17 protein-coding genes and 1 tRNA gene are annotated in these 15,918 nt (G+C 69.6%); 10 read left to right on the top strand and 8 right to left on the bottom strand.

The features are described from left to right. Positions 1 to 23: 23 nt before the first annotated feature. On the bottom strand, positions 24 to 500 hold the full coding sequence (locus IFU40_RS14005) for a YbaK/EbsC family protein (RefSeq protein WP_070409592.1): 477 nt from the start codon (positions 498 to 500) through the stop codon (positions 24 to 26). A 223-nt stretch (positions 501 to 723) separates the two neighbouring features. Between IFU40_RS14005 and IFU40_RS14000 the strand changes: the two genes are divergently transcribed. Then, complete coding sequence (locus IFU40_RS14000; RefSeq protein WP_191926715.1) at positions 724 to 1,797, top strand: Glu/Leu/Phe/Val dehydrogenase family protein; 1,074 nt, start codon at positions 724 to 726, stop codon at positions 1,795 to 1,797. 57 nt (positions 1,798 to 1,854) lie between these two features. Here IFU40_RS14000 and IFU40_RS13995 read toward each other — a convergent pair whose 3' ends face one another. The 3 genes from IFU40_RS13995 to IFU40_RS13985 form a co-directional block, all read right to left on the bottom strand. Then, entirely contained in the window at positions 1,855 to 2,193 is a 339-nt protein-coding gene (locus IFU40_RS13995) for a histone-like nucleoid-structuring protein Lsr2 (RefSeq protein ID WP_055838082.1), read from the bottom strand. 75 nt (positions 2,194 to 2,268) lie between these two features. After that, positions 2,269 to 3,033, bottom strand: a complete 765-nt coding sequence (locus IFU40_RS13990) for an acetolactate decarboxylase (protein WP_055838085.1) — start codon at positions 3,031 to 3,033, stop codon at positions 2,269 to 2,271. Between the two features lies 1 nt (position 3,034). Next, positions 3,035 to 3,547, bottom strand: a complete 513-nt coding sequence (locus IFU40_RS13985; protein ID WP_327037595.1) for a histone-like nucleoid-structuring protein Lsr2 — start codon at positions 3,545 to 3,547, stop codon at positions 3,035 to 3,037. Positions 3,548 to 3,550: 3 nt separating this feature from the next. Between IFU40_RS13985 and IFU40_RS13980 the strand changes: the two genes are divergently transcribed. From IFU40_RS13980 to IFU40_RS13940, 9 genes are all read left to right on the top strand, one after another. Beyond that, a complete protein-coding gene (locus IFU40_RS13980; RefSeq protein WP_191926714.1) occupies positions 3,551 to 5,050 on the top strand; it encodes an amino acid permease in 1,500 nt (499 codons plus the stop codon). 162 nt (positions 5,051 to 5,212) lie between these two features. Beyond that, a complete protein-coding gene (locus IFU40_RS13975; RefSeq protein ID WP_191926713.1) occupies positions 5,213 to 6,262 on the top strand; it encodes an efflux RND transporter periplasmic adaptor subunit in 1,050 nt (349 codons plus the stop codon). Continuing rightward, complete coding sequence (locus tag IFU40_RS13970; RefSeq protein WP_191926712.1) at positions 6,259 to 7,179, top strand: ABC transporter ATP-binding protein; 921 nt, start codon at positions 6,259 to 6,261, stop codon at positions 7,177 to 7,179. The genes IFU40_RS13975 and IFU40_RS13970 overlap by 4 nt, the downstream gene beginning before the upstream one ends. Continuing rightward, entirely contained in the window at positions 7,179 to 8,471 is a 1,293-nt protein-coding gene (locus tag IFU40_RS13965; protein ID WP_191926711.1) for an ABC transporter permease, read from the top strand. Before IFU40_RS13970 ends, IFU40_RS13965 begins: the two co-directional genes overlap by 1 nt. Positions 8,472 to 8,614: 143 nt before the next feature. Continuing rightward, positions 8,615 to 9,358, top strand: coding sequence for an ABC transporter ATP-binding protein (locus IFU40_RS13960; RefSeq protein WP_249404268.1), 744 nt, complete (start codon positions 8,615 to 8,617; stop codon positions 9,356 to 9,358). 14 nt (positions 9,359 to 9,372) lie between these two features. Next, on the top strand, positions 9,373 to 10,926 hold the full coding sequence (locus IFU40_RS13955; RefSeq protein ID WP_191926710.1) for a hypothetical protein: 1,554 nt from the start codon (positions 9,373 to 9,375) through the stop codon (positions 10,924 to 10,926). Positions 10,927 to 11,020: 94 nt separating this feature from the next. Beyond that, positions 11,021 to 11,515, top strand: coding sequence for a MarR family transcriptional regulator (locus tag IFU40_RS13950; RefSeq protein ID WP_198424687.1), 495 nt, complete (start codon positions 11,021 to 11,023; stop codon positions 11,513 to 11,515). A 127-nt stretch (positions 11,516 to 11,642) separates the two neighbouring features. Then, positions 11,643 to 12,449 (top strand): MBL fold metallo-hydrolase, encoded by an 807-nt coding sequence (locus IFU40_RS13945; RefSeq protein ID WP_191926709.1) that lies wholly within the window; start codon positions 11,643 to 11,645, stop codon positions 12,447 to 12,449. Further along, positions 12,440 to 12,865, top strand: coding sequence for a nuclear transport factor 2 family protein (locus tag IFU40_RS13940; RefSeq protein WP_191926708.1), 426 nt, complete (start codon positions 12,440 to 12,442; stop codon positions 12,863 to 12,865). The genes IFU40_RS13945 and IFU40_RS13940 overlap by 10 nt, the downstream gene beginning before the upstream one ends. 123 nt (positions 12,866 to 12,988) lie before the next feature. Here the strand turns inward: IFU40_RS13940 and IFU40_RS13935 are convergent. The 4 genes from IFU40_RS13935 to galU form a co-directional block, all read right to left on the bottom strand. Continuing rightward, positions 12,989 to 13,061: transfer RNA gene (locus IFU40_RS13935), tRNA-Ala, on the bottom strand. 137 nt (positions 13,062 to 13,198) lie between these two features. Continuing rightward, the gene (locus tag IFU40_RS13930) at positions 13,199 to 14,254 is read right to left on the bottom strand and encodes a large exoprotein (protein ID WP_191926707.1); all 1,056 of its coding nucleotides are present in this window, start codon (positions 14,252 to 14,254) and stop codon (positions 13,199 to 13,201) included. A 100-nt stretch (positions 14,255 to 14,354) separates the two neighbouring features. After that, positions 14,355 to 14,978 carry a GNAT family N-acetyltransferase gene (locus IFU40_RS13925; protein ID WP_055838111.1) on the bottom strand — a complete coding sequence of 208 codons (624 nt, stop codon included), beginning with the start codon at positions 14,976 to 14,978 and terminating at the stop codon, positions 14,355 to 14,357. 14 nt (positions 14,979 to 14,992) lie between these two features. Then, the gene (gene galU / locus IFU40_RS13920; protein WP_055939342.1) at positions 14,993 to 15,883 is read right to left on the bottom strand and encodes a UTP--glucose-1-phosphate uridylyltransferase GalU; all 891 of its coding nucleotides are present in this window, start codon (positions 15,881 to 15,883) and stop codon (positions 14,993 to 14,995) included. Positions 15,884 to 15,918 lie beyond the last annotated feature (35 nt).

Here is a 15,918-nt window from a genome sequence, read left to right as displayed (position 1 = left end):
ACACGTCGCGCGACCCGATGTTCTCAGGCGACCCGCGTCACCGTGCCGCCGGTGAGTCGAACCAGCTCGTCGAACGTCAGGGGGAACACCGTGTGCGGGGTGCCGCCCGCCGCCCAGATCTCGGCGAACTCCGCGAGCGCCTCATCGACGATCGTCGTCAGCGGGGCCGGGTGCCCGGTGGGGGCGACGCCCCCGATGGGCTGCCCCGTGGCCGCGAGCACCTGATCGGGCGTCGCCCGGCGGATGCTCCCGCGCCCGAGCCGCTCCGCCAGCGCCGACGTGTCCACGCGGTGCGCGCCGCTCGTCATCACCAGCAGCGGCTCGTCGTCGCTCCAGAACACGAGGCTGTTGGCGATCGCCCCCACCTCGATGTCGAGCGCCGCCGCCGCGAGCGCGGCTGTGGAGGCGGCATCCGGAAGCACGATGATCGCCCCCTCGATGCCCGCGGCCTCGAGCGAGGCGGCGACGAGACGGCTGCGAGCGGGAAGGGCGTGGTTCATGGCGTCAGCCTAGGTGTTCCCCCTCGCTCCCTCGCGAGAGCACACGGTCCGCGCGAGGTCGCACCTCCTCGCGGGTGCTCTCGCGCCGATCGTGTGCTCACGACATCCGCTGCACGCCGCACTCGCGCACGCCGCGGCCCCGGGTCACAATGGAGGGTGGATGCCGCAACGCCGCGGCACCCGCTGAGCACCGCCCACAAGGCGGTCGACGACAAGGAACGCGATGACCCACGCCCTCCCCCTGCCCGATTTCACGCACGAACGCGTGGAGGTGATCACGGGGCGGCGCAGCGGTCTGCTCGTCGCCGTCGCCCTGCACTCCTCGGTTCTCGGCTCCGCCCTCGGCGGCGCGCGACTGTGGACCTACCCGTCGTGGACCGACGCGGTCGGCGACGCGCTGCGCCTGTCGGCCGCCATGACACTGAAGAACGCGGCCGCCGGTCTCGACGCCGGCGGGGGTAAGTCGGTGATCGGCCTTCCCGAGGGGACGGTGCTCGACACCGACCGGCGCCGTGCCGCCTTCCTCGACCTGGGTGACGCCGTCGAGAGCTTCGACGGGCTGTACCGCACCGCCGAGGACGTGGGATCCACGACCGAAGACATGCTCACCGTCAGCGAGCGCACCGCGCACGTGGTGGGTCTCCCCGACTCCGTCGGAGGCTCCGGCGAACCCGCCGGCCCCACGAGCTCGGGCGTCTACGCCTCGCTCATCGCCACCCTGGAGCGTGCGGTGGGCACCGGCGACGTCGCGGGACGCCGCATCACGATCGCCGGCCTCGGCCAGGTCGGCGGCCGACTGGCCCAACGCCTGGCGTCGGAGCACGCCGCCCTGACCGTCACCGACGTCGATCCCGCCAAGCGCGCCCGGGCAGCCGAGCTCGGTGCCGCCTGGGTCGAGCCGGGCGAGGCGCACCTGGTTCCGGCCGACGTGTTCGTGCCGGCCGGCATCGGTGGAGTGCTCACCGACGACGTCATCGACGCGCTCGACGCGCGCGCGGTGTGCGGTCCGGCGAACAACCCGCAGGCCGAGCGCGCGGGGGCGGAGCGGTTGTCCCGCCGCGGGATCCTCTACGCCCCCGACTTCGTCGTGAACGCGGGCGGCGTGATCTACCTCGACCTCGTGGCCAAGCGACGCGGCACCCTCGACGAGATCATGGGGCGCGTCGCCGGCATCGGCGACACCCTCCGCCGCGTCTTCGACGAGGCCGAGACCCGCGGGGTGACCCCTCTGGCCGCCGCCGAGGGTCTGGCCGCCGAACGACTTTCCGTCGGAGCGGGCGCCGTCACCCCCGTGTGAACGAAAAAGAATCCGGATGCCGCGGTCTCGCGGCATCCGGATTCTTTTCGGAAAAGGTCAGTGCGCGGCGTCGTAGGCCTCGAGAATTGTCGTCGAGATGCGCCCGCGCGCATTGATGTCGTGGCCGTTCTTTGCGGCCCAGGTGCGCACGTCGACGAGATCCCGTGACGATGTCGCCCGTCCGCGGGTAACACGGCGGCCACTCGGCGACGGCGACCCGACGGAACGACCCGCGGCGATGAAAGGCGCAAAAGCGTCACGGAGGGTCTGTGCGTTTTCAGCGGAAAGGTCGAGTTCGTAAGCCCGGCCGTCGAGGGAGAAACGAACCGTGTCCCCGTCGTCGAGAACCGTGCCGTCGAGATCGTCGATCAACTGGGTGATCTGCTTTTTAGCCATGCCGTCATCCTAAGTCGGGATTCCCGGGTGATCCGGTGTCTGCTATTGCAGATTCACCCGCCGAATCATCCGCTTTCATCGGGTCGATGAAGTGAGCGGACCACCCTCGACGGCCACGATGCGATGGTCGTCGTCGTGCGTCAGCTCGGTACCGAGGAATTGCGCGTCCTGCGGCAACTGCAACGTGAATCGGGCGAACGCGGCCACGCGCAGACGGGCCGAATCCAGCTGCACCTCGAGAACGTGGCCGCCGACGAGCCGGTCGTCGCTGAGGAAATGCAGGTGCAGACCCGCCACCGTGATGCCCTGATAGATGCGGGGCATCCAGAAGCCCACGAGCGAGCCGGCGCGGTCCACGGTCACGGTCTCGATCTGCTCCGCCGCCACCTCGGCGAGCGGCCGGAAGGGCGCCTCCTGCCGCCGCGTGACGCGCGTCTTCACGCGGGAGACGACTCCGTCGAGGCGAACGACGTGGAACAGGTTGCGGCTCGCGAGCCGTGCGTCGACCGCGTCGCCGATCCCGTCGAGATCGAGGCCCTCGACCTCCGCGGTCGCCGCGTCCGCCAGGGTGCAGACGTCGACGAATGGCAGCACCTCACTGTCGTCCATCAGCCGGGGCGGGCCGTCGGTCGTGCACTCGAAGAGCTGTCCGTCGAGAACGACGACCTCACCGCCGAGGCCTTCGCAGCAGCCGATCCCGGTGTCGCCGAGAAGGCGCACGTCGGGAACGGCGATGCCCGACGAATAGACGCCGCCCAGAAGCGCATCGAGAACGGCGAATTGCGTGACCGACGTCGACGCGATCGGCGCCGTCCTCGAGGCGGATCCGGCCGAGGTCAATTCAGGAATGGGCTTCCGTGTAGGCGTCGAGAACCGTCGCGGGAACACGGCCGCGGTCGCTCACGGTGTGTCCGTTCGCGCGCGCCCATTCACGAACGGCACCGAGATCGACGTCGTTCGCGCGGCGGGCCGGACGCGTGCGACGCGTGGTCGACGCGCCTCGCGATGCCGAACGCGCGGCGTCGACGAAAGGAGCGATCGCCGAATAGAACTTGTCGGCATTGCGGTCGGAGAGGTCGATTTCGTACGTACGACCTTCGAGAGAGAAAGTGATCTGCTTTCCCTGTCCTTCTTCGAGGACGGAACCGTCGAGATCGTCGACGAGGTGCGTGATGTGCTTGAGAGCCATAATACGAAAAACTTTACACCCGCATTCCCTGTATTCCTCACCGCGTGCGCGACGTGCTACACCCTCCGGCGTTCCCGCGGGGACGCTAGGCGCAACGGCGAAGACGGTACTACTCTCCGTGGGTGGTGTTCGCTCCCCGAGCACCACCCGAGACAGAGGAAGCACCGCGTGAGCCTTTTCCGTACGAAATCGGTGGAGCAGTCCATCGCCGATACCGACGAGCCCGAGTTCCGGCTGAAGAAGTCCCTGACCGCGGTCGACCTCACCGTGTTCGGCGTGGGCGTCGTGATCGGTGCCGGCATCTTCACCCTCACCGGTCGCGTCGCGCACGACGTCGCCGGCCCCGCCGTGGTCATCAGCTTCATCGTCGCCGCGATCGCCTGCGGCCTGGCGGCCATGTGCTACGCCGAGTTCGCCTCGACGGTGCCGGTCTCGGGATCGGCCTACACCTTCTCGTACGCCTCGCTGGGCGAGCTGTTCGCCTGGATCATCGGTTGGGACCTCATCCTCGAGATGTTCCTCGGAGCGAGCGTCGTCGCGCAGGGCTGGAGCGCCTACCTCGGCACCTTCCTGCAGCAGATCGGCATCACGCTGCCGGCGGAGCTCTCGTACGGCGGTGTCGTCGACCTGCCCGCGATCCTGCTCGTCATCGTCTTGGGCGGCTTGATGACCCTCGGCATCAAGGAGTCGCTCCGCGTCAACATGGTGCTGGTCGCGGTCAAGCTGTTCATCGTGCTGTTCGTGATCATCGCGGGCATCATGTTCATCAACCCCGCCAACTACAGCCCCTTCGTCCCGGAGTCGGTCCCGACCGAGTCGGCGTCGGGCCTCACGCAGCCGCTGCTGCAGTTCCTGTCGGGTCTGGAGCCCGCCACGTTCGGCGTCGGCGGCATCTTGGCGGGTGCGGCCCTGGTGTTCTTCGCCTACATCGGCTTCGACGTCGTCGCCACCACCGCCGAAGAGACCAAGCGGCCCCAGCGCGACCTGCCGATCGGCATCATCGCGTCGCTGGTGATCTGCACGATCCTCTACTGCGCCGTCGCGATCGTCGTCACCGGCATGGTCCCCTACGACCAGCTCAACCCGGCGGCGGCCCTGGCCAACGCCTTCGCGTTCCACGGACAGACGTGGATGGCCACCGTGATCGCTGCGGGAGCCGTCGCGGGTCTCACCACCGTGGTGCTGACCCTGATGATCGGTGCCACCCGCATCATCTTCGCGATGTCGCGCGACCGCCTGCTGCCCGGCACACTGGCGAAGGTTCACCCCCGCTTCCGTACGCCGTGGGTGATTTCCCTCATCGTCACGGCCATCGTCGCCGTGGTCGCCGGGTTCACTCCCATCGGCGTCCTCGAAGAGATGGTGAACATCGGCACCCTGTCGGCGTTCGTGCTCGTGTCGGTCGGCGTCATCGTGCTGCGCCGCAACCGTCCCGACCTCAAGCGCGGTTTCCGTGTGCCGTTCAACCCCGTGCTCCCGATCCTCTCGGCGCTCATCTGCACGTACCTCATGCTCAACCTCTCGGTCGAGACCTGGCTGCGCTTCCTCATCTGGCTGGCCATCGGGTTCGCGATCTACTTCGCGTACTCGCGCCGTCATTCGCGCCTGGCGACGGGCGCTCCCCTCGACCCGTCGAAGCCCCGCGTGGTCTCGCCGCCGAAGGAGTAATCCCCTCGCGACACCGGATGCCACGACCCCGCCGTCCTTGCACGGCCGGGGTCGTGGCATCCGTCGTTCACCCGGTCGGAGCCATACATCGACGAAACACGCGCACCCCTAGGGTGAGAGAAATCGCGTCGTCGACGACGGTTCCGACATCCGGGGGGCTTCATGGGGATCGCACGCACGTGGGTCTTTCCGATTCTGCGCATCCTTCTCGTGGCGATCCTCGCGGTCGCCCTCGTGAAGCTGGCGTTCTTCCCGGATCGGCCCGCCGACGCGGCCCCGGCCGAACCGACCGGCGCGATCGTCGAGCCCCGCGTGGTCGCCGCCCTCGGCACGATCACGAACGACGTCGTCATGAAGGCGACCGTCTCAGCCGACGCGGCCGTGCCGCTGAAGTCCACTGCCGCCGGAACGGTGAACAAGATCTTCATCGCCCAGGGGTCGCAGGTCAACGCCGGCGACGTGGTCTTCGACGTCAAGGTGCCGATCGAGCGCGACCCCGCCGACAGCGTGGACGCCGAGGGCAAGCCCAAGCCGGCCATCTTCCGGTGGGAGAACGTCACGGCGCCCGCCGGCGGCACCCTCAGCGCCCTCAGCGTCATCTCGGGCCAAGAGGTGACGATCGGCGCGGTCGCGGGCAACGTCGCACCGCCGAGCTACTCGGTGTCGGGCACCCTGGAGCCCGCCCAGCAGTACCGACTGCTCAACCGTCCCACCGAGGCCACCGTCACGATCACCGGGGGGCCCGCCGCCTTCACGTGCGGCAACCTGCGCATCACGACCCCGCTCGCCGGCAGCGGCGGCGGCGAGTCCTCGACGTCGGGGACCGAGGGCGCGGCGGCCGGCACGGGCGCCTCGGGCGCCTCGACGACCGCGACCTGCGGGGTTCCGGGCGAGGTGACGGTGTTCTCGGGGCTCGCGGCCGAGATGACCATCGCGGGCGGCCGCGCCGAGAACGTGCTGCTGGTGCCCACGACCGCCGTGCGGGGTGCGGCGCAGAGCGGCACGGTCTGGGTCAGTGCGGCCGACGGCAGCACCGAGGAACGCGCCGTCGCCCTCGGTCTTACCGACGGCACCCAGGTGCAGATCACCCAGGGACTCGCCGAGGGCGAGGAGATCCTCGAGTTCGCCCCCGGTGCCCTCGCCGCCGGGAGCGAGGGGTGCACCACCTACCCCGACGGCTCGATGTTCTGCGAACCGGCGCCGGCCGGATGAGCCTGCTCGCGCTGCGCGAGGTCACCCGCACGGTGATCCCGCAGGATCAGCCCGCCCTGACGATCCTGTCGGGCGTCGATCTGACCATCGAGCCCGGCGACCACGTGTCGATCGTCGGGCGCTCCGGGTCGGGCAAGTCGACGCTCCTGAACCTGCTCGGTCTGCTCGACCAGCCCACCAGCGGTGAGATCACCTTCGACGACAAGCCCGTCCGCGCTCTATCGGCGGCGCGACGCGACCGACTGCGCGGGGCCGCGATCGGCTTCGTCTTCCAGCAGTTCAACCTGCTGCCCGGCCGCACGGCGCTCGAGAACGTAACCATGCCGCTGCTGTACTCGACCGGCCGCACGTTCTGGCGTCGCAAGAGGATCGCCGCCGAGATGCTCGAGCTCGTCGGGCTCGAGCACCGGCTCAACAGCATGCCCGACCGCCTGTCGGGCGGAGAACAGCAGCGCGTCGCGATCGCACGCTCGCTCGTGCGCGGGCCGCGCCTCATCCTTGCGGACGAACCTACCGGGGCTCTCGACCTCGACACCGGGCAGAGCGTGATGGAACTCATCGACGACGTCGCCACCCGGACGGGCGCCGCGCAGGTCGTCATCACCCACGACCCGATGATCGCGCGGCGCGCCCGTCGGCACTTCCGCCTCGATCGCGGCATCCTCACCCCCGTCGACGACCCGACTCTCGAGCCGCTGACGCGCCGCGACCGCAAAGAGATGGCGCCCGGTGCGGGTGCCGCGGCCCTCGTCGTCGCCGACCCTGCGGTCGCGCACGCCGGCGACGGGGCGGCCCCGACCGACTCCGACGCCCTCGCCGACCTGGGGTTCGCGCCCGATGCGCCCCTCCGCCTCGAGCCCTCCGCCCCGCCCGTCGCCACGGCATCCGGTGACGCGTCCGAGCAGGAAGACGCCTGATGCGCGCGCTGACCGCCCTCGTGGGCGCCCTGCTCGAAGCCTGGCAAGAGGTGCGGGTCCACCGCACGCGCGTGCTGCTGTCGCTCATCGGCGTCGCCGTCGCCGTCTGCTCGCTCACCACGGTAGTGGCCCTCGGCGCCATCGTGCAGCAGGCCAACCAAGAGCTCAGCGAGCGCTCGAGCGGCCGGCCGGCCACCCTGTACGTCCAGGCGTATCGCACCGACGGGTCCGCCCTCGACGCGGCGGCGATGGACACCGCCTGGTCCAAGGTCGTCGACCGCTACCAGGTGTCGTACGCCAGCCGCGTGCAGAGCATCCAGCAGCTCGTTCCCTTCTCGACCGGTGCCGCGCAGGTCGCGACGCAAGCCGTCGATCAGCCCTACGGCGAGATGCACCGCGTGCGCATGCTCGAGGGCGAGTGGTTCACGTCGGCGGATGCCGCACAGCTGGCCCCGCAGCTCATCGTCAACGAGGTCTTCTGGGACCGCATGGGACGCCCGCCCCTCGAGAGCCACCCCCTCGTGGCGCTGGGCGGTCAAGGCGTGCCGAACGCCGCATCCGGGATCCCCGCGGGCGGTGTGACCGCCGTCGTCGTCGGCGTCACCCCGGCGGCGGACTACGAGCTGGAGCCCTCGATGTTCATGCTCGCCGGGCAACTGCAGGCGATGCAGGACGCCGCGACCGGCGAGCGCGGATCGTCGGCCGTCGCCGTCGATCCGTACGGCGGCGGGGCCCCGCAGACGCAGTACGAGATGTGGATCCCCCCGGAGCTCGCCGACCAGCTGACGAGCCTCATCAAGCGCGACCTCGCGGGCTCCCTGGGTGAGGGAGTCGAGGTCGACGCCAACCGTCAGGACTGGGCGCAGTACGGTGACGATCCGTTCCTCGTGACCAAGATGGTCGTCATCGGCATCGCGGTGCTCGTGCTGCTGCTCGGCGCCCTGGGCCTGGTGAACATCGCGCTCGTCACGGTGAAGCAGCGCGTGCGCGAGATCGGCATCCGACGCAGCTTCGGTGCGACGGCCAGTCGCGTGTTCTTCGCGGTCATGATGGAGAGCGTCGTCGCCACCGTGGTCGCCGGCGCCGTGGGGGTCGCGGTGTCGATCATCGCCGTGCAGTCCCCCGCGATGCGCGATCTCATCGGACAGGGCATGGTCAGCGATTTCCCGCCGTTCCCCGTGGATGCCGCGATCACCGGCCTCATCGCCGCCACCGCCGTGGGGGCCCTCGCGGGGCTGCTGCCCGCGCTGGTGGCGGTGCGGGTGCGGGTGATCGACGCGATCCGCTACTGACCGCACGGTCGAACCGAATGCTGCGGTCGGACCGGGCCCGCCGATAGGTTCGGAGGGTGACCGACATTCCCCGTGACGTACCGCCGCCGTCCGCCCTCCCCGACGCCGTCGCACCGCCGACGTCGACCGACTCACTGCCCGCCATGGAGCTCACCGGTCTGATGAAGCGGTTCGGCGAGAAGACGGCGGTCGCGGGGCTCGACCTCACCGTGCCCGCGGGGTCGTTCTACGGCCTCGTCGGACCGAACGGCGCGGGGAAGACCACGACCCTGTCGATGGCGACGGGTCTGCTGCGCCCCGATGCGGGCGTCGCGCGCATCCACGGCGTCGACGTCTGGGCGCAGCCGGTCGAGGCCAAGAAGCTCATCGGCAACCTCGCCGACGGCGTCCGCCTTTTCGACCGCCTCACCGGCGAGCAGTTGGTCACCTACACGGGCATGATGTTCGGCCTCGCGCGCGACGAGGTCGCCGCGCGCACCGCCGATCTGCTGCGCATCATGGACCTGGGCGAGGCGGCCGGCACTCCCGTCGTCGACTACTCCGCCGGCATGACCAAGAAGGTGGCCCTCGCGTGCGCCCTCGTGCACGCGCCGCGCCTACTCGTGCTCGACGAGCCCTTCGAGTCGGTCGACCCGGTCTCGGCGGCGAACATCGAGGACATCCTGCGCGGCTACACCGCGTCGGGCGGCACGGTCATCGTGTCGAGCCACTCGATGGACCTCGTGCAGCGCATGTGCGACCACGTCGCCGTCATCGCGCAGGGCCGGCTGCTGGCATCCGGAACCGTCGACGAGGTGCGCGCGGGCGCGACCCTGCAGGACCGCTTCGTCGACCTCGTCGGCGGACGCCACCACACGGAGGGGCCCCAGTGGTTGCGACAGTCCTGAGAATCCGGTTCCGCGTGCTGGGCAACACCCTCACGCGGAGCCCCATGCAGCTGGTCGGCTTCATCTTCGGTGTGCTCGGCGCCCTCTGGATGCTGCTGCTGGCCGGGGTCGGCCTCTTCTTCATCGGCACCCTCGACTTCGACGTCGCGCGGGCGGCGGTCACGGCCGGCGGCGCCGTGCTGACGCTCGGATGGGTGATCGGCCCGGTGTTCGCCGCGGGAATCGACACCACCCTCGACCCCGCCAAGCTCGCGCCGTTCCCCATGACGACGCGGCAGATGATGGTGGCCATCACCGCCGGCGGGCTCACCGGCATCCCCGGGATCGCCACGAGCCTCGGCGCCCTGTTGACCTTCCTCGTGTGGCTGCGCGAGCCCGTCGCGGCGATCGCCGCACTCGTCTGCGTGCCCCTGGGCGTGCTCATCTGCGTGGTCGCCTCGCGGGCGGTGGCGGCCCTGGCGGGCGGCCTCGGCGGCGGACGACGCACGCGCGAACTCATCGGCCTCATCGGCTTCGCGGTGCTCATCTTCGCCAGCCCCCTGTTGGTCGGCATCCTCAACGGCGTCCGTGCGGCGACCGACCAGGGCGTGCAGATGCAGTCGATCGTCGACGGTGTCGCGTGGACGCCGATCGGTGCGGCCTGGGCCGTACCGGGCGACCTCGCCGCCGGCGCGTGGCTTCCCGCGGTGGTGAGGTTCGTCATCGCCGCCGCCACGCTGTCGGTGCTCTGGCTGCTGTGGAACCGCAGTCTGGCGGCCTCGGTCGTCGCTCCCCCGGCCCGCTCCGCGGCTCGCCGTCGCTCGGGCTCGCTGGGCTGGTTCGGGGTCATGCCGTCGAGTCCCGTGGGCGCGACCTGGGCGCGCTCGCTCACGTCGTGGACGCGGGACATGCGCTACATCAAGCAGCTGCTGTTGATCCCGTTCGCGCCGGTGCTCGTCCTGCTGTACTCGCAGTGGAACCTGTCGTCCCCGTTCTTCGCCCTGTCGGGGCTGCTCGTGGGCTTCTTCGCCGGGATCCTCGCGTACACCGATGTCTCGTACGACGGCACCGCCTTCGCCACGGTCATGCAGACCGGCATCCGGGGACGCGACGACCGCCTCGGACGCATGCTCGGCGCGGCGACCGTCAGCGTTCCCCTGGTCATCCTCGCCGACCTCGTCACCCTCGGCATCGCCGCGCGCTGGGACCTGCTCCCGGCCGTGCTCGGCGCCTCTCTCGCCCTCACCCTGGTGGGTCTCGGGGTGAGCGCCGTGAGCTCGGCGTTCCTCGTCATCCCGACGCCGGCGCCCGGCGATTCGCCGTTCAAACGCGTGCCGGGGTCGACGTTCGCGATGTTCCTGACGTTCTTCGCGTGCTGGGTGCTCGTCGCCGCACTGTCGTTGCCCGCCGTCATCCCCGCGCTGATCGCCGCGTTCGGCGGTTCGGCCGTGGCCGGATGGATCGCCCTCGCGGTCGGGCCCGTGCTCGGAGTCGTCGTGTTCGCGATCGGCATCGTGGTGGGCGGACGTCGTTTCGACGCGGGCGCTCCGGCGCTGCTCGCACAGCTGCGGACGTATCAGGGGGCGTGAACCGACGCGGCGATACCCGGTGCCGCACGTGTCCGAGGGCCGGTCGACGGGCGTCGGAGGGCGCTGAATTGCGGGACCGCCATATCATCAGGGGGTGACCGCCGACCACATGTTCCACACCCCGCAGGAAGCGGCCAACGATCCGCGAATCCTGATCTTCGGCCGGCTGATAGGTGCGGCGAACCGACTCGAGTACATCCTGGGTCGCGATCTCGAATCCCACACGGGTCTCAGCCACACCCTGTTCGAACTCCTGCTCATGGTGGGGCGCAGTGGGGACGGCGGTCTTCCGGTGCGTGACATCGCACAGGGCAGGGTTCTGACCTCCGGCGGCGCAACCCGCCTCGTCCAGCGTGGGGTGGACCAAGGACTCGTCGCCCGTACCCCGTCGGAGACGGACGCACGCGTGCAGCTGATCACGCTGACAGACGCGGGACGCGACCTCTTGCTGCGAGCGAGCGCGATCCATACCCGCAACATCGAGCGGTATATCGTCGACGTCCTCGGCGCCGACGACGCGGCGATCTTCGCCCGTTCCCTCCGCACCCTCAGCGTCAACGCTGCGCGGGCTCTGCCTCCGATGCCGTGACGTCGGATCCGGACCGAGGGTGCGGGAATAGCTGAGCAGTCAGCTTTTGTTGTCCTGATCGTGCATCACACACGTGTGCACGACCCGGATGCCTCCGGGCCTCCCTCAGGAAGGATCATTCGCTGCCATGCCACTCACTTTCGAGGTACTCGATCTGGACTTCCCGGTCGGGTCGAAGAACAAGTCCGCTGTGCTCGTCACGGGCGAGACCGAAGCCGTTCTGATCGATGCCGGATTCACGTTGGCGGACGGCCACCGCCTCGTCGCCGCCATCCTCGACTCCGGCAAGAAGCTCACGACGGTGTTCGTCAGCCACGCCGACCCCGACTTCTCCTTCGGTCTGGAGATCATCGCTGACGCCTTCCCGAATGCCGAGCTGGTCGCGACCCCGATCGTGATCGAGCACATCCAGGCGTCGTTCGAGGGCAAGCTCGGCGCGTGGGCGGCACTCGGCGCGAACCTCCCCACGCGTCTGACGCCCATCACTCCGCTCGCCGGCGATGGCATCGACATCGAGGGTCAGCGCCTCGAGCTGCGCGGAGGATCCGCCCTGCTTCCCGACCGGCACTACCTGTGGCATGCGGAGAGCCGCACCATCCTCGGCGGTGTCCTGGTGTTCCAGCAGGAACACGTCTGGACAGCCGACACCGCCACCCCTGAGCTCCGCAGCGCCTGGGTCTCCCTCCTCGACGAGATGAAGGCCCTCGATCCGGCGGTCGTCGTCGCCGGCCACCGGCTCCCCGAGACGCCGAACGACATCAGCGCGATCGAGTACACGCATGACTACCTCGCGACGTTCGAACGCCTCGTCGCACAGTCTCCGGACGGAGCGGCGGTCACCGCGGCGCTCGTCGAGCACTACCCTGACTCGGGCATGCTGATCGCGGCTCAGATCGGGCCGAAGGTTGCGAAGGGTGAAATGACATGGGGCTGAACACCGAATCCGATTTCGACACCTCGCCGGCGCCTCGCGACGTCGTGCGTCGTCAGTATCTCGCGTCGGCGGCGGGCGACCTCACGGCGCTCCGCGCCACGATGGCCCCCGACGTCGAGTGGACCGAGATGGCGGGGTTCCCGCTCGCCGGAACCTACCGCACCCCCGAGGGCGTCACCTCGAACGTGATGGAGATCCTCGGCCGGGACTGGGACGGCTGGGCCGCCCACGACGACACCTATGTCGTCGACGGTGAAAACGTCGTCGTGCTGGCTCGTTACACCGCCACCAACAAGGCCACGGGCAAAGACCTCGACGTGCGTGTCGCTAACCACTTCGTGGTGCGCGGTGGACTGATCGTGCGTTTCGAACAGTTCGTGGACACGGCGAAAGTCGCCGAAGCTCTCACCGTCTGAGACGAGAACCCGCACCGCCCACGACGCACGATTCGAGCGAACTCCTCCACAGGCGAGGGCGCATACAGAAACAAAACGGCCGATCGGACATGATTTCTCATGTTCGATCGGCCGTCTTCTCGGTGGACCTGAGGGGATTCGAACCCCTGACCTCCTCGATGCGAACGAGGCGCGCTACCAACTGCGCCACAGGCCCGGAAACCTCGACAACACTATCACGCAGAGCGGCGTGGCTCGAACCCGGGCGCACTCTCCGCTCGGGTCCCCGACACCGCATTCCGACTCGGGCATGCCGCCGGCTCCCTCTTATCGGGCGCCGGCAGAAGCGTGGGCTCAGGCGCCGACCGCGCGCCGCTCGAGCAGCTGACGCACGTGGTCCTCGATCTCGCTGTCGTCGACGTATCCCATCGACGCGTAGGGCGAAGCCGGAGCCGCCGCGGCCACGGGGCGCGCCGTCTCGATCGGGGTGGGCGCCTGCTGCGCGGCGATCTCGCGGGCCGCTTCTTCACGAGCGGCGGCGCGCAGCGCCTCGCGAGCGATCTGCTCGTCGACGACCGCAGCGGCACGAGAGCCGGCCGAGGCGACCAGCGGACGAGGAAGCTCGCGCGGGGTCCAGGTGGGACGCGGTTCGGGAACGAGGGCGACGTCTTGCACCACGGCCGAGACGCGCGGGGCGGCGACCTCGAGGGGACGCACGCCTGTGCGCGCGGCGATGACCGACACGCGACGCAAGAGGACGAGAGAGGCAAGCACCACCACGGCGCCGGCGACGAGGAGCACGGGAACGGCGCCCGCGACGACCTGGATCACTCCGACACCCGCCGCGATCGCGCCGAGCAAGGCGACGACCGTCACCGAGAGACGGAAGCGGCGGCGCGCACGGGCACGACGCAGTTCGGGGCGCGCGACGGCGGCAGCGCGCTCGCTGTTCGCCCGTTCGACCGCGGCGGCGCGTTCAGCGCGCGTGGTCTCGAGGGCCGCGGCGCGCTCGGCGCGGGCGACCTCGACCGCCGCGGCGCGTTCGGCTCGGGCCAGTTCGATGGCGGCGGCGCGCTGCTCTTTCACGACGTCGAGATCGCGGGCGTTCTCGAGGCGCGCCACCTCGAGGCGGGCTTTCGCGGCGGCCAGCTCGGTCTGCGCCTTGTGTGCCTGCACCTGACGAGCGAGCTTCTGCTGCTGGTGGGCGGTGCGGGTGGTGAGCTCGAGGCGCACCTCACGCGGGGTCTCAGCCGTCTCAGCGAGAACCCGGAGCGCCTGGTTCAGACGCACCGCGTTACGCTCGGCGGCGGTGAAACGGTGCCGGCTCTGCCACGACGGCAAGAGGTACACCATCCAGAGCGCGACGGCGACGAAGACGATCACGCCACCGCTCAGTACCTGCCCACCCATGGCTCAAAGGTAGGTCACCGAGAGATCACACCTCGGCATCCTCCCGCGTGTCGTGCCGAGAGTTCCGCCGATCAGGCGCACAAAGAGAGAACAGACCCGGTCACAGCCGATCGGACGGCGGAATACGCGCCGCATCGGGCGGCACCTGACCCCGCGTCCACCGGTCGAGCACACCGTGCGGCACCTCTTCGCGCACGAGGGCGAAGGCGTAGTGGTCGCGCCAGTCGCCGTCGATATGGATGTATCGGCGGCGGAGTCCCTCGTAGCGGAAGCCGAGCTTCTCGACGACGCGCAGACTCGCGTGGTTCTCGGGCCGGATGCAGATCTCGACGCGATGCAGGTTGAGCTCGGTGAAGCACACGTCGGTGGCCATGGCCACGCTCACGGTGGTGATGTTGCGCCCCGCGTACTCCTCGGCGACCCAGTACCCGATCGTCGCCGAAGCGAGCGACCCGCGCGACACCCCCCACACGTTCAGCTGCCCGGCGACCTCGTCGTCCCACGCCATCACGAAGGGGACGCCGAGGCCGTCACGGTACTGCTGCAGAAGGCGACGGATGCCGAGGCGCATGTCGAACGAGACCGGCCCGTCGGGGCTGGTCGCCTCCCACCGGCGCAACCACGAGCGGTTGTCGATCAGCTGCTGCTGGAGCACCCGCGCATCGCGGTTGCGGATGAGACGGATCGAGACCTCGTCGTGCCGCCTCGGAACCGACAGATCCATGGCTTCTCGCCGGGTCAGAGACCCGCTGCGAACTCCTTGAACCACGGGCGCAGGGCCGGACCGAGGTCGTCGCGGTCGGCGGCGAGCTGCACGATGGCCTTGATGTAGTCGACGCGATCACCCGTGTCGTAACGGCGGCCGCGGAAGACGACGCCGTACACGCCACCGCCGTCGCCGCCACCGGTGGCGAGCTCTTCGAGCGCGTCGGTCAGCTGGATCTCGCCGCCCTTGCCGGGCTCGGTGTGCTCGAGGATGCCGAACACGTCGGGGCCGAGCACGTAGCGACCGATGATCGCGAGGTTCGAGGGGGCGTCTTCGGCCTTGGGCTTCTCGACGAGCTGGGTGACCTTGACCACTCCCTCGTCGTCGGTGGCCTCGACGGCGGCGACGCCGTAGAGGTGGATGTGCTCGGGGTCGACCTCCATCAGGGCGATGATGGTGGCGTTGCGCTTGTCGTACTCCTGCATCATCGTGGTGAGCAGGGGGTCGCGCTCGTCGATGAGGTCGTCGCCCAGCAGGACGGCGAAGGGGTGGTCGCCCACGTGGGCGCGCGCACGCAGCACGGCGTGGCCGAGGCCCTTTGGCTCGCCCTGGCGCACCATGTGCACGTCGGCGAGGTCGGACGAGTGCTCGACCTTGGCGAGCTTGTCGCTGTCGCCCTTCTCGCGCAGCTTCGCCTCGAGCTCGGGCATCGAGTCGAAGTGGTTGGCGATGTTGTTCTTGTTACGGCCGATGATGATGAGGACATCGTCGATCCCGGCCGCGGTGGCCTCTTCGACGACGTACTGGATCGCCGGTTTGTCGACCACCGGCAGCATCTCCTTCGGCATCGCCTTGGTGGCGGGAAGGAAGCGCGTACCGAGTCCGGCGGCCGGAATCACGGCCTTGAAGGGCTTATGAGGCATGGCCATACCTTACCGGGGTCCGACGACGCCGGCGG

This window comes from Microbacterium sp. CFBP 13617 (assembly GCF_014839445.1).
GTDB lineage: Bacteria > Actinomycetota > Actinomycetes > Actinomycetales > Microbacteriaceae > Microbacterium.
This window is presented reverse-complemented; position numbering and strand designations above follow the sequence as displayed.